Raw genomic sequence first — 13,271 nt, 5'->3', positions numbered from 1 at the left:
AAAGATCAAGGCCGGGTCGACGGCGTGGCGTCGGTGGCGTTCCCGGCCGTCCGACCGGCACCGATCGTCAGGCGGCGGCGACCCCGATCGCCCCCTGGCGTGTAGGGGGAGTCGCGGGCGGCGCGGTTCGGCCGGCTACGTCGGTCTCAGCCCCCTCGCAGGGGTGCCGAGTGGTGGTTCTGTCGTCCGCGCACAGTAAGATTGACCCTGAGACGAAGACCCGGTGCGGAGCGACGAGACACGGGCCCGGAGCGGGGCCCGCGATCATTGTCCACGTCGGGTCGAGCCGATCGCGATCCGCGGGCAACCGCGGCGACCGGCGCGTTCGACCCGTACCCCGGAATTGTCCCCGGTGCCGGTCTGCGCGTCGACGTCGCGTCCTGTCCGCCGAACCCGCGCCCGACGCGCCACCAGGTGCGGACGGCGCGAGAAAGTGGCCGAGGGTGGCAGCGCAGGACAAGCAGGAGTACGGCGCCGGGTCGATCACCGTTCTCGAAGGGCTGGAGGCGGTCCGGAAGCGCCCCGGTATGTACATCGGGTCGACCGGTGAGCGCGGTCTGCACCACCTGGTGTGGGAGGTCGTCGACAACGCGGTGGACGAGGCGCTGGCCGGCCACTGCGACACCATCGACGTGGTGCTGCTCGCCGACGGCGGGGTCCGGGTCACCGACAACGGCCGGGGTTTCCCGGTCGACCTGCACCCGAAGCTGAAGAAGCCGGGTGTCGAGGTGGCGCTGACCGTGCTGCACGCGGGCGGCAAGTTCGACGGCAAGGCGTACGCGGTCTCCGGCGGTCTGCACGGCGTCGGCGTCTCCGTGGTGAACGCCCTCTCCACGAAGATGGCGGTGGAGATCCACAAGTCCGGCTTCGTCTGGCGGCAGGAGTACCACAACTCAAAGCCGACCCCGCTGGAGAAGGGCGAGTCCACCGACCGCACCGGCTCCGCCGTGGCCTTCTGGCCCGACGCCGACGTGTTCGAGACGGTCGACTTCGACTTCCAGACCATCTACCGGCGGCTCCAGGAGATGGCCTTCCTCAACCGGGGCCTCACCATCCACCTGCTCGACGAGCGCGTCCCGGAGGGCGAGGAGGGCAAGCCGCGCGAGGTCACCTTCTGCTACAAGGGCGGCATCGCCGACTTCGTCCGGCACCTCAACGCCTCGAAGAACCCGATCCACAAGACGGTGGTCGAGTTCGGCTCCGAGGAGGAGGGCATGTCGGTCGAGATCGCCATGCAGTGGAACGAGTCGTACGGCGAGTCGGTCTACACCTTCGCCAACACCATCAACACGCACGAGGGCGGCACCCACGAGGAGGGCTTCCGGGCTGCGCTGACCAGCGTCGTCAACCGGTACGGCACCGACAAGAAGCTGCTCAAGGGCGACGAGAAGCTCTCCGGCGAGGACATCCGCGAGGGCCTGGCCGCGATCATCTCGGTCAAGCTGGCCAACCCTCAGTTCGAGGGCCAGACCAAGACCAAGCTGGGTAACACCCCGGTGAAGAGCTTCGTGCAGCGGGTCTGCAACGAGTGGCTGGTCGACTGGTTCGACCGCAACCCGGCCGAGGCGAAGATCATCATCCAGAAGGCGTCCCAGGCCGCCCGGGCCCGGATCGCCGCGCAGCAGGCGCGCAAGCTGGCCCGGCGCAAGTCGCTGCTGGAGTCCGGCTCGATGCCGGGCAAGCTGGCCGACTGCCAGTCCACAGACCCGCGCGAGTCCGAGGTCTTCATCGTCGAGGGCGACTCGGCCGGCGGCTCGGCCAAGCAGGGCCGCGACCCCCGGACCCAGGCGATCCTGCCGATCCGCGGCAAGATCCTCAACGTGGAGAAGGCCCGGATCGACCGGGTGCTGAAGAACAACGAGGTCCAGGCGCTGATCACCGCGCTGGGCACCGGCATCCACGACGACTTCGACATGGAGAAGCTGCGCTACCACAAGGTGGTGCTGATGGCCGACGCCGACGTCGACGGCCAGCACATCCAGACGCTGCTGCTGACGCTGCTCTTCCGCTTCATGCGCCCGCTGGTCGAGATGGGGCACGTCTACCTGGCCGCCCCGCCGCTCTACAAGATCAAGTGGAACAAGCGCGGCGACGACGCGCAGTACGCGTACTCGGACCGCGAGCGGGACGGTCTCATCGCGCTGCGCCAGCAGAAGAAGCCGAACGCGAAGCCGGACGACATCCAGCGGTTCAAGGGCCTCGGCGAGATGAACTACCCCGAACTGTGGGAGACCACGATGAACCCGGCGACGCGTACGCTGCGTCAGGTCACGCTCGACGACGCGGCCACCGCCGACGAGTTGTTCAGCGTGCTGATGGGTGAGGACGTCGAGGCGCGCCGCTCGTTCATCCAGCGCAACGCCAAGGACGTCCGGTTCCTGGACATCTGACGGGTCCCGGCGAGCCGGCCGGTCGTCCACCGGCCAGCCCGCCGATCCACAGAGTTATCCACAGAGCGGCCGGTATCCACAGCCGTTATCCACAGCACGAAAACGACTCTGAGTCTGATAAGGGTTAACAGTGACCGATATCCCCGAGTCCACACCCAACGAGCCCGAGCTCCCCGAGACCGTCGCCGCCGTCGTCGCGCACGACCGCATCGAACCGGTCGGGCTCGAGGTGGAGATGCAGCGCTCCTACCTTGACTACGCGATGAGCGTGATCGTCGGGCGGGCGCTGCCGGACGTCCGGGACGGGCTCAAGCCGGTCCACCGCAAGATCCTCTACGCCATGTTCGACTCCGGCTACCGGCCGGACCGGGGCTACGTGAAGTGCTCCCGCGTGGTCGGCGACGTGATGGGCCAGTTCCACCCGCACGGCGACTCGGCGATCTACGACGCGCTGGTCCGGATGGCGCAGCCCTGGTCGCTGCGCTACCCGCTGGTCGACGGCAACGGCAACTTCGGCTCGCCGGGCAACGATCCTGCTGCCGCGATGCGCTACTGCCTCACCGGGGACGCGCGGATCCGTACCGCCGATGGTTCGGTCCGGATCGGTGAGATCGTGTCGAGCGCGGCGCCGAGCAGCGAGACGGACATCGACCTCAAGGTCCGCGACCGCAACGGCGACCTGGTCCGCGCCTCGAAGTTCTTCCACTCCGGCGAGCACCCGACGCTGAAGCTGCGCACCCGCGAGGGGTACGAGCTGACCGGCACCCACAACCACCCGGTGCTCTGTCTGGTGGACGTGGCCGGCGTGCCGACCCTGCTGTGGAAGCTGCTCGCCGAGATCTCGCCGGGCGACCGGGTGGTCCTCCAGCGCACGGTGCCCGACGAGATCGGCTACCCGATGCTGGAGCACGTCGAGGCGGCCGTCCTGGCCGGCGCCTTCGTCAGCGAAGGCTGGGTCTCGGAGGGACGGGCGGGCTTCAACAACGTCGACCGCGAGTTCTTCGTCCGGGTCCTCGCGGCCTACGACCTGGCGGTGGGCGGCCCGCGGTACGTTAGCCAGCGCACCATCGCCTCCGGCAGCCTGCTGCACGAACTCGACGTCCAGGACCTCTCGGCCCTTCGGAAGAGCCTTCTCGGCGAGCTGGTCGGGGCGCGCAGCGCTGCCAAGTTCGTGCCCGAGTTCGTCTGGCAGGGGCCGGCGGCGGTCAAGCGGGCCTTCCTCCAGGCACTCTTCGAGGGCGACGGCTCCTCGTCGCTGCTGCCGCGCAACACCATCCAGATCTCGTACTCGACCCGCAGCGAGCGGCTGGCCCGCGAGGTCCAGCAGCTGCTGCTGGAGTTCGGCGTGGTCAGCCGGCAGTGCCGGTACGACAACGGCGAGATCAAGGTCGTGGTGACCAACCGCCGCGACGCGCGGATCTTCGCCGCCCACGTCGGCTTCCTCGGCCGCAAGCAGGCCAAGCTGGAGTCCGAGCTGGCGTCGGTCCCGGCAACCAGCACCGCGCTCTCCGGCGACCACGTGCCGCTGGTGGGTGACTTCATCCGGGAGCACGGCGCGACGCGCTGGACCGAGCGGGACTGGCTGCGCCGGCACAACGTCGACCGCATCGAGCGCTGGGAGCGGGACCGCGACGAGATCGCCGCGCGGATCACCGAGACCGAGGTGCTCGACGTGGTCGAGCCGCTGGTCGACGGTCGGTTCTACTACGCGGAGGTCGCCAGCGTCGTCGACGCCGGGGTCCAGCCGGTCTACAGCATCCGGGTGGACACCGACGACCACTCGTTCGTCTCGGACGGCTTCGTCAGCCACAACACCGAGTGCAAGCTCGACCCGCTGGCCATGGAGATGCTGCGGGACATCGACGAGGACACCGTCGATCTTCAGGACAACTACGACGGCCGGGCCAAGGAGCCCACCATCCTGCCGTCGCGGATCCCGAACCTCCTCGTCAACGGCTCCGAGGGCATCGCGGTCGGCATGGCCACCAAGATCCCGCCGCACAACCTGCGCGAGATCGGCACGGCGGTGCAGTGGTGCCTGGAGCACCCGGAGGAGGACGAGGCCACCACCCTCGACGCGCTGCTGGAGATCGTCAAGGGGCCCGACTTCCCCACCCACGGCCTGATCGTGGGCACGCAGGCAATCCAGGACGCGTACCGCACCGGGCGTGGGTCGATCCGGATGCGGGCCGTGGTGGAGGTCGAGGAGGACAAGCGGGGCCGCCCCTGCCTGGTCGTCAGCGAGCTGCCCTACCAGGTGAACCCGGACAACCTGGCCGAGCGGATCGCCGAGCTGATCAAGGAGGGCAAGCTCGCCGGCATCGCCGATATCCGCGACGAGTCCTCCGGGCGTACGGGCATGCGGATCGTGCTCGTGCTCAAGCGCGACGCGGTCGCCAAGGTGGTGCTGAACAACCTCTACAAGCACACCCAGCTCCAGGAGACCTTCGGCGCCAACATGCTGGCGCTGGTCGACGGGGTGCCGCGCACGCTGAACCTGGCCCAGTTCATCCGCTACTACGTCGAGCACCAGATCGACGTGATCCGCCGGCGGACGGCGTTCCGGCTGCGCAAGGCGGAGGAGCGGGCGCACATTCTGCGCGGTCTGTCCAAGGCCCTGGACGCCCTCGACGAGGTGATCGCCCTGATCCGGCGCTCGCCCACCGTCGAGGACGCCCGGCAGGGCCTGATCCGGCTGCTGGAGATCGACGAGATCCAGGCGACCGCGATCCTCGACATGCAGCTGCGCCGGCTCGCCGCGTTGGAGCGGCAGCGGATCCTCGACGACCTGGCCAAGCTGGAGCTGGAGATCGCCGACCTCAAGGACATCCTCGCCAAGCCCGAGCGGCAGCGCAGGATCGTCTCGGAGGAGCTCGGCGAGATCGTCGCCAAGTGGGGCGACGAGCGGCGCACCAAGATTGTGCCGTTCGAGGGCGAGGTCTCCATGGAGGACCTCATCGCCCGCGAGGACGTGGTGGTCACGATCACCCGTACGGGTTACGCGAAGCGGACCAAGGTCGACCTCTACCGGTCCCAGCGCCGCGGCGGCAAGGGTGTCAGCGGGGCGACGCTCCGGCAGGACGACATCGTCAGCCACTTCTTCGTATGCTCGACGCACGACTGGATGCTCTTCTTCACCAACAAGGGGCGCGTCTACCGGGCGAAGGCGTACGAGCTTCCCGAGGCCAGTAGGGTGGCCAAGGGTCAGCACGTGGCCAACCTGCTCGCGTTCCAGCCCGACGAGCAGATTGCGCAGATCATCGAGATTCCGAACTACCAGGTGGCCCCCTACCTGGTACTTGCCACGAAGAACGGCCTGGTGAAGAAGACTCGGCTCGAGGAGTTCGACTCCCCCCGGTCCGGCGGCATCATCGCGATCAACCTGCGCGACGAGGACGAGCTGGTCGGGGCGGCGCTGGTCGCGCCGGAGGAGGATCTGCTGCTGGTCTCGAAGAACGCGCAGGCGATCCGGTTCAACGCGAGCGACGAGGCGCTGCGCCCGATGGGGCGGGCCACCTCGGGCGTCATCGGCATGCGCTTCAGCGAGGACGACGTCCTGCTGGCCATGGAGGTGGTCCGCGAAGGGCTGGACGTCCTGGTGGCCACGAACGGGGGATTCGCGAAACGCACCCCGATCGAGGAATACCCCGTGCAGGGCCGGGGAGGTAAGGGCGTGCTGACTGCGAAGATCACCGAGCGGCGCGGTGGTCTGGTCGGCGCGGTGGTGATCGACCCGGACGACGAGCTGTTCGCGATCACCAGCAACGGTGGTGTCATCCGGACTCCGGTGAAGCCTGTACGCCGTACGCGTGACCGGAACACAATGGGGGTCAAGCTGATGGACCTTCCGGATGGCGTGACTATCGTGGCGATTGCTCGCAATGCCGACGAGCCTGACGAACAGGACTAGTTGAATGACGGAGACACAGGCGAAGTCGGGGAACACGGGGACCTCGGCCACCCCGGTCGACGAGGAGGCCGCGAAGAGCGGCACACCAGCGACCGGCCGCGCGGCCGTGGGTCGGGCCACCGTCCCCGCCGACGCGCCTGCCCCGAAATTCACCCGGGCTCCCGGAATGACACCGCCTCCGGACAAGCCCTCGGAGGACGGGGACGCGCCGGAGCGGACCGAAGCGGTGGGGGTCGACAAGCCGGCCCCCGCCGCCAAGCCGGCCGCCGCCACACCGACGACGACGCAGCCGCTGAAGGTCGGTGCCGGCCAGTCGACCGGCACCACCGGGACACAGCCGCGGATCACGGGCGCCACCGGCACCCAGCCCCGCGTCACGGGCACCGCGAAGCCGCAGTCGGACGGCGCGCGCCCGACCGCCGCCGGCCGCCCCGCCAACGGGGGCGGCCTGCCGCCGGGGATCGGCGGCGCCGCAGCCGTCGGGGCGGCCCGCGTGGGTGACGCGGTACGCGCCGCGCGTACGTCTGTCAGCTCGGCCGCGTCGCGCGGGCCGCGCCGGGCCCGGCTGAACCTCAAGCGGATCGACCCCTGGTCCGTCATGAAGTTCGCGTTCGCGGTCTCGGTGGTGCTCTTCATCGTCGTGGTGGTAGCCACCTCGGTGCTCTACCTGGCCCTCGACGCGATGGGCGTGTTCACCAGCGTCAACGACAGCCTGACCGACCTGGTCAGCGCGGGCGGCGGCCAGAGCACCAGCGGCTTCCAGATCACCGCCAAGGGCGTGATCCTCAGCTCGGCGTTGATCGGCCTGGTCAACGTCGTGCTGTTCACGGCGCTCGCCACGCTCGGGGCGTTCGTCTACAACGTCTGCGCGGACCTGGTCGGCGGCATCGAGCTGACCCTGGCCGAGCGCGACTGAACCACCTCAGAAGCCGGGGCACCGCCGAGCGCGGAGCCCCGGCTTCCGTGCATCTTGAGGCACGTCACCGGGGCCGCACGGCGGCGTAATCGGGTGGGCCGGGTGCGGAGCCTCCGGTAGGTTCAGAGGCGACGGCAACGCCCGGATGTCGCGGCGGCCCCCGATTTGGGGCCGGACGGACGGATGGGTTAACCTTGCTCGTCGCCACGCGGGGCTATAGCTCAGTCGGTTAGAGCGCAGAGCTGATAACTCTGAGGTCGCTGGTTCGATTCCAGCTAGCCCCACCGCACATCGTCCGACGGCAGTCGAGCGCGAGGGTAGGCCCCATGTTCAAGAAGCTTCTGATCCTGGCCGGCGTCGTCGGTGTGGCAGCCGTGGTGGCCAGGAAGGTCAAGGCTTCCAACGACGAGCGCGCCCTCTGGCACGAGGCGACCACCGCGCCCGACCTGCGCTGATCCCGCTGGCACTGCCGGCACCGGCGGCGTCGTCCGCCCCGGGGGCCCTAGCTCAACTGGCAGAGCACTGCCTTTGCAAGGCAGGGGTTAGGGGTTCGAGTCCCCTGGGCTCCACCAGCACCACCTTCGGTTGATCTCGGCTCCGGCACGCAGCAGCGGAACCGGTCAGCGTAGGAAGGTGAAGAGCGTTCCCGTGGCGTCCAGGGGTCGCGGTGTGCCTGCGAACCGGTGGACGCCGACAGAGAACCGGGCGTCGTCCGGAGCGTGGAACGCCTCCTCCACGAAGGCGGCGTCGCGAAGCCATCTCCGTACGGCCGGCGTCAGGTCCGGCGTCCGCCGCGCCCGGGTCCAGATCACTGTGGCACCCGCCGCGCAGAACTGAGGCAGGGCGGCGACCGATCGTTCCACGTCGGCGTCCGAGATGTTGCCGAAGACTCCGACCATGAGCACCAGATCCGCCGGAACCGCCCCGGCATAGGAGGAGAGTTGGCCCGCGTCCGCCTGCCTGATCACGAGGTGGGAGAGCCCGGCCCGGTCGGCGGCGGCCCGCGCGGTGGCCACGTTGCCGGCGTCGTACTCGAGCAGGGTCACGCGCAGCCGTCGGGCGTCGGGCCGTGCGGCCAGGACGCCGATGAGGTCGTGGCCCTGCCCCGCGCAGGCGCTGACCACCGTCAGTCGTTCCTCGGAGCGCTCGTCGAGCCACGAGGCGATGTGCTGCTGCACCAGCCGCAGCCGACGTGACAGCGGGGAGTTCGCGTCGGCGTAGGGCTCGTGCCATGCCTGCCAGTCGGTCCTGACGGTCACGGGCGGGCGTGCTCCCGCAGCAGCGCGAGGAGCCCGTGGCCGTCCTCGATCCGCGCGTCCGGTTCGACTCCCGGCAGCGCCGCCTCCCGGTCGGTGCGGGGTGAGCGCATGAGGACCGCGGCGGCGGTGCCGGCGCGGCGGGCGCAGACGACGTCGCGATTCACGGTGTCGCCGACGAACCAGCAGTCGCGAATCGGCACCGCGATGGCGCGGGCCGCCAGCAGCGCCAGTTCCGGGTTCGGCTTCCGGGGCCCGGCCTCGTCGCTGTAGAACTCGGCCCCGAACAGTCCGGAGAGCCCTGCGGCGGCGAGGAAGTCCCGGTGGGCGGCGCCGCAGAGCGTGTTGCTGACGACCGCCATCGGCAGGCCGGCGTCGGCGGCGTGCCGCAGGGCCTCGGGGATGCCGGGGCGCACGGCCCACTCCTGGCGCCAGGTCCAGGCGTACGCCAGTGGGGTCGCCTCCCGTTGGACGGCGGCGCGGGCCTCCTGCGGCCAGGACCGGGTCACGAAGTCGGCCCACACCTGGCCGTGCGGCAGCTCGACCGGGTCGTCCGTCCTGCCCACCTCGTCGCGCCACAGGGCGTACGCCCGCGCGCCCTCGCCCAGGTCCCGGGCGATCTGCTCCTCCGGCACCGCGCCGTCGACGAGCTCGGCGAGGCGCCGCACCAGCCCCGGCGGGGCCGGCGGTTGGGGTGGCGCGTCGGCCAGGACGCCGCCGAAGTCCAGCAAAAGAGCCCGAGGGGTACGAAGCATGCCGCCATCCTCGCGCACCGGGACGGGAAACGAGGGGTCCCGCGGCCCGGTGGGCGTGACCGCAGGATCCCCCTCGCCGTGGTCGGGCTGCCCGGAACGGTCCCTACGCCAGCGCGTCGACGGTCGAGCCCGCTGTTGCCCGCGTGACGCGGCGGCGCCGGGTGGGCAGCCCGAGCGTCGGGTTGGCGACGCCCCAGGCGGCACCCTTGCAGACCAACTCCTTGTAGACGGCCGCGAGGCGTCCGGTCAGGGCCGCCCGCACGGCGCGGTCGTCGGCGGTGACGTACTGGATCAGGCCCTCGCTGCGGCCGAGCGAGATGCACTGGTTCAAGTAGCGGATCCGGCTGTTCGGTAGCTTTCCCCCGGCCAGGTGCGCCGCGATCGCGTCGGCGGCCTGCCAGGCGGTCGGCACCCCCGAGGCGCACGACATCCGCAGCGGCTTGTCCCCGGGACCCGTCACCATGGCGGCGTCGCCGACGGCGTACACGTCCGGGTGCGAGACCGACCGCATGGTCCCGTCGACCACGATCTGGCCGGAGCCGGTGACCTCCAGGGCGGTCGCCCTCGCGATCGGGTGGACCGCGAAGCCGGTGGTCCACACGGCCACCGCCGCCGGGATGGCCCTGCCGTCGGCGGTGGCGACGCGGTCGGCTTCGACGCCGGTGACGGTGGTGTGCTCGTACGCGGTGATGCCGAGCTTGTCGAAGACCTTCCGCAGGTGCTCACGGCCCCTGGGGGAGAGCCAGTCGCCGAGACCGCCCCGGGCGGCGAGGGCGACGTCGAGGTCCGGGCGGGCCTCGGCGATCTCGGTCACGGCCTCCAGGCCGGTGAGGCCGCCCCCGACGACGAGCACGGTCTGCCCGGCGTCGAGGCGGGCCAGGCGCTCGCGTAGCCGGAGCGCTCCGGGGCGGCTGGAGATCTCGTGGGCGTACTCGGCTGCCCCCGGGACGTCCCGTGGGTCCCAGCCGCTGCCGAGGGCGTAGACGAGCGTGTCGTAGGCGACTTCCTCGGCGCCGTTCGCGTCGTCGACGGCGACGGTCCTGCGGGCGACGTCGACGCCGGTGACCCTCGCGAGCCGCAGCCCGACGCCGGTGCCCGCGAACATCTCACGCAACGGCCGGGGCCTGAGGTCCTGACCGGCCGCCAGTTGGTGCATGCGGACGCGTTCGACGAAGTCGGCCCCTTCGTTGACGACGGTGATGGAGACGTCCTCACGGTGGAGGCGTCTGGCGAGGCGGCCGGCGACGATGGCTCCGGTGTATCCGGCTCCGAGGACGATGATGCGGTGCTGCATGTCCACGCTCCTGTCTCGTGCGGGTTGCCACTTGAACCGGGTGGCCCGCCGTTTCCTGACAGGAACCGCTCGTGAAGCACGTCACATGACGGTCAGAAGGCGTGGAACAGGGGCTCGCCGTGGTCGGTGGCACCCCACTGCACGGTCGCCCGTGCGAGCTTGTCCGGGTTGCCCTGGTTACGGAACGCGGCGATGCCGTCGGCGGTGACCTCCAGGCACATGACGCCGACGACCCGGCCGTCCACGACGGCCACGACGGCGGGGCCGCCGTTGGCGGTCCAGGCGTAGACCTCGGGCGTGCCACCGACCAGGGCGCGCTTGGCCTTGCCGGGCCTGAACAGGCCCCACAGGAACTTCGCGACCGCGACCGCGCCCTCGAACGCCTTGGCGCGGGCCGGGACCTTCCCGCCGCCGTCGCCGATCGCGACGACGTCCTCGGTGAGCAGGCGCAGGAGCGGCTCCATCCGGCCGCCGGTGGCGGCTGCCAGGAACTCCTCGACGACCCGCCGGGCAGCGGCCTCGTCGATCTCGGCACGGGCCCTGCCGTCCGCGACGTGCTTCTTGGCGCGGTGGAGGATCTGCTGGCTGGCGGCCTCGGTGATGTCGAGGATCGCGGCGATGTCGCGGTGCGGGTAGTCGAAGGCCTCCCGCAGCACGTACACCGCCCGCTCGCCCGGGGAGAGACGCTCCAGGAGGGTGAGGACCGCGAACGAGACCGAGTCGCGCTGCTCGGCGGTTTCGGCCGGGCCGAGCATCGGATCCCCGGCGAGCAGCGGCTCGGGAAGCCACTGGCCCGGGTAGGTCTCCCGGCGAGCCCGTGCGGAGGCGAGCTGGTTGAGGCACAGGTTGGTGAGGACCTTCGTCAGCCAGGCCTCGGGGACCTCGATGCGCTCGACGTTGGCGGCCTGCCAGCGCAGGAACGTCTCCTGCACGGCGTCCTCGGCCTCGGTGGCGGAGCCGAGGAGACGGTAGGCGATGGCTTCCAGGCGGGGCCTGGCGGCCTCGAACCGCTCGACGTCGTCCGCCGTCAGGGACATGGCCCGATCCTAGGCCGCGCCGCACAGATCGGAACCGGGCCACCGCGGAGCCGACGCCGTCCCGGGCAGGTTAGCGTCGCAGGTGTGACCACCGGATCCCCACGCGTGCTACCGGCCGACAGCGGCATCGCCGAGGCGGCCTCCGTCCTGCGTACCGGCGGGTTGGTGGCCTTTCCCACCGAGACCGTCTACGGGCTCGGCGCGAACGCGTTGGACGCCCGGGCCGCCGCCCGGATCTTCGAGGCGAAGGCGCGGCCCAGCTTCGACCCGCTGATCACACACCTCGCGGACGCGGCCGAGCTGGAGAAGCTGGTGGGGACGGTGCCGGCGGCGGTGGCGGCGTTGGCCGGGCGCTTCTGGCCCGGACCGCTCACGCTGATCGTGGACCGGCCGGCGGCGATCCCGCCGATCGTCACCTCCGGACTGGCGACGATGGCGGTCCGCGTGCCGGACAACGCGTACGCGCGGGCGCTGATCGCCGAGGCCGGCGTGCCGGTGGCGGCGCCGAGCGCGAACCGGTTCGGCCAGCTCAGCCCGACGCGGGCCGAGCACGTGGTGCGGGGCCTGGGCGCCGCCGTGGACGTGGTGCTCGACGGCGGGCCGACGCGGTGCGGCATCGAGTCGACCATCGTGGACGCCCGGGGCGGGCGGCCGGTGGTGCTGCGCCTCGGCGCGCTGCCGGTCGAGGCGCTGGAGGAGGCGGCCGGCCCGGTGACCGTACGCCCGGGCAGCTCCGGGCAGCCCGTCGCGCCCGGCACGCTGGCGGCGCACTACGCCCCGCGTACGCCGCTGCGGTTGGCCTCGGGCGGCGAGCCGCCGGCGGCCGACGGGGTCCGGCGCGGCTTCCTGGCCTTCCGGGACCGACCGGCGGGAGACTGGGCGGCCGTGGAGGTGCTCTCCGCCGCCGGTGACCTGACCGAGGCCGCCGCGCGGCTGTTCGACGCGCTGCACGAGCTGGACGCCACGGGGGTCGACGAGATCCTCGTCGAGCCGGTCCCCGAGGTGGGCGTCGGCCGGGCGGTCAACGACCGGCTGCGCCGAGCCGCCGCCACCTGGCATCCGGCGGGATAAGTCAGCGACGGACGCCGCCCCGCTCGGCGACGGCGCGTCGGCGGTCCCAGCTTGCGCGTGCATGGGCGGGGAGGACGGGGGTAGGAGAAACGGCAACGACCCCCTGGAAGTGAGGTGTCAGCCAATGCCGACCGCACGCGAGATCATGACGAACGATGTGACCTGCATCCGTGAGCAGGACGACCTCAAGACGGCCGCCAAGCAGATGGCCCAGCTGGGCGTCGGCTCGCTGCCGATCTGCGGGGACGACAACCGGCTCAAGGGAATGCTGACCGACCGCGACATCGTGGTGAAGGTCCTCGCCGAGGGCCGCGACCCGGGCCGGGTCACCGCCGGTGAACTCGCCCAGGGCGAGGCGGTGACGATCGGCGCCGACGACGACGCGGCGGAGATCCTGCGGACCATGAGCCAGCACAAGGTGCGCCGGCTGCCGGTGATCGACGGGCACGAGCTCGTCGGCATCGTGGCCGTCGCCGACGTGGCCCGCTCCCTGCCCGAGCGCCCGGTGGGCGACCTCATCGAGGCCATCTCCGAGCGCGCCTGACCGCACGTCACGACCGATCGCCGCCCTCCGGCCCCGGCCGGAGGCGGCGATCGGCGTACGCGGGCACCGCCGGCCCGGCGGGGACCGGACGGGTGGCG

The 13,271-nt window shown here is 71.2% G+C and carries 10 protein-coding genes and 2 tRNA genes; 8 read left to right on the top strand and 4 right to left on the bottom strand.

Annotated elements, in window-relative coordinates; translation table 11 throughout:
* Window positions 1-443: 443 nt before the first annotated feature.
* The 6 genes from gyrB to DER29_RS11785 all read left to right on the top strand — a co-directional run bounded on the left by gyrB (window position 444) and on the right by DER29_RS11785 (window position 7,788).
* The gene (gyrB, locus tag DER29_RS11805; RefSeq protein ID WP_121397392.1) at window positions 444-2,390 is read left to right on the top strand and encodes a DNA topoisomerase (ATP-hydrolyzing) subunit B; all 1,947 of its coding nucleotides are present in this window, start codon (window positions 444-446) and stop codon (window positions 2,388-2,390) included.
* A 235-nt stretch (window positions 2,391-2,625) separates the two neighbouring features.
* Window positions 2,626-6,300: an intein-containing DNA gyrase subunit A gene (gyrA, locus tag DER29_RS11800; protein WP_370040280.1), complete on the top strand. Its 3,675-nt coding sequence runs from the start codon at window positions 2,626-2,628 to the stop codon at window positions 6,298-6,300.
* A 4-nt stretch (window positions 6,301-6,304) separates the two neighbouring features.
* A complete protein-coding gene (locus DER29_RS11795) occupies window positions 6,305-7,216 on the top strand; it encodes a DUF3566 domain-containing protein (RefSeq protein WP_121397390.1) in 912 nt (303 codons plus the stop codon).
* A 210-nt stretch (window positions 7,217-7,426) separates the two neighbouring features.
* A tRNA-Ile gene (locus DER29_RS11790) sits at window positions 7,427-7,500 on the top strand.
* Window positions 7,501-7,542: 42 nt separating this feature from the next.
* Window positions 7,543-7,671: a DLW-39 family protein gene (locus DER29_RS35180; protein ID WP_210834795.1), complete on the top strand. Its 129-nt coding sequence runs from the start codon at window positions 7,543-7,545 to the stop codon at window positions 7,669-7,671.
* A 41-nt stretch (window positions 7,672-7,712) separates the two neighbouring features.
* A tRNA-Ala gene (locus tag DER29_RS11785) sits at window positions 7,713-7,788 on the top strand.
* 48 nt (window positions 7,789-7,836) lie between these two features.
* On the opposite strand, the gene DER29_RS11780 is transcribed toward DER29_RS11785, so the two are convergent.
* The 4 genes from DER29_RS11780 to sigJ all read right to left on the bottom strand — a co-directional run bounded on the left by DER29_RS11780 (window position 7,837) and on the right by sigJ (window position 11,558).
* Window positions 7,837-8,475, bottom strand: coding sequence for a class I SAM-dependent methyltransferase family protein (locus DER29_RS11780; protein ID WP_121397389.1), 639 nt, complete (start codon window positions 8,473-8,475; stop codon window positions 7,837-7,839).
* Window positions 8,472-9,227 (bottom strand): HAD family hydrolase, encoded by a 756-nt coding sequence (locus DER29_RS11775; RefSeq protein ID WP_121397388.1) that lies wholly within the window; start codon window positions 9,225-9,227, stop codon window positions 8,472-8,474. Before DER29_RS11775 ends, DER29_RS11780 begins: the two co-directional genes overlap by 4 nt.
* A gap of 103 nt (window positions 9,228-9,330) precedes the next feature.
* Window positions 9,331-10,521 carry an NAD(P)/FAD-dependent oxidoreductase gene (locus tag DER29_RS11770; protein WP_121397387.1) on the bottom strand — a complete coding sequence of 397 codons (1,191 nt, stop codon included), beginning with the start codon at window positions 10,519-10,521 and terminating at the stop codon, window positions 9,331-9,333.
* A gap of 92 nt (window positions 10,522-10,613) precedes the next feature.
* Window positions 10,614-11,558 (bottom strand): RNA polymerase sigma factor SigJ, encoded by a 945-nt coding sequence (sigJ, locus tag DER29_RS11765; protein WP_121397386.1) that lies wholly within the window; start codon window positions 11,556-11,558, stop codon window positions 10,614-10,616.
* 84 nt (window positions 11,559-11,642) lie between these two features.
* On the opposite strand from sigJ, the gene DER29_RS11760 reads away from it, so the two are divergent.
* The gene (locus DER29_RS11760) at window positions 11,643-12,629 is read left to right on the top strand and encodes an L-threonylcarbamoyladenylate synthase (RefSeq protein WP_121397385.1); all 987 of its coding nucleotides are present in this window, start codon (window positions 11,643-11,645) and stop codon (window positions 12,627-12,629) included.
* Between the two features lie 124 nt (window positions 12,630-12,753).
* Window positions 12,754-13,173, top strand: coding sequence for a CBS domain-containing protein (locus DER29_RS11755; protein WP_121397384.1), 420 nt, complete (start codon window positions 12,754-12,756; stop codon window positions 13,171-13,173).
* The last annotated feature ends 98 nt before the right edge of the window (window positions 13,174-13,271 follow it).

The sequence above is a fragment of the Micromonospora sp. M71_S20 genome, from assembly GCF_003664255.1.
Lineage (GTDB): Bacteria > Actinomycetota > Actinomycetes > Mycobacteriales > Micromonosporaceae > Micromonospora.
The sequence above is the reverse complement of the archived record's forward strand: the minus strand, read 5'-3'. Positions and strand labels throughout refer to the sequence as shown.

Coding starts and splice junctions, on each gene's coding strand:
- DER29_RS11795 (WP_121397390.1), top strand. CDS start 6,305: ATGACGGAGACACAGGCGAAGTCGGGGAACACGGGGACCTCGGCCACC.
- gyrA (WP_370040280.1), top strand. CDS start 2,626: ATGCAGCGCTCCTACCTTGACTACGCGATGAGCGTGATCGTCGGGCGG.
- DER29_RS11755 (WP_121397384.1), top strand. CDS start 12,754: ATGCCGACCGCACGCGAGATCATGACGAACGATGTGACCTGCATCCGT.
- DER29_RS35180 (WP_210834795.1), top strand. CDS start 7,543: ATGTTCAAGAAGCTTCTGATCCTGGCCGGCGTCGTCGGTGTGGCAGCC.
- DER29_RS11770 (WP_121397387.1), bottom strand. CDS start 10,521: ATGCAGCACCGCATCATCGTCCTCGGAGCCGGATACACCGGAGCCATC.
- DER29_RS11775 (WP_121397388.1), bottom strand. CDS start 9,227: ATGCTTCGTACCCCTCGGGCTCTTTTGCTGGACTTCGGCGGCGTCCTG.
- sigJ (WP_121397386.1), bottom strand. CDS start 11,558: ATGTCCCTGACGGCGGACGACGTCGAGCGGTTCGAGGCCGCCAGGCCC.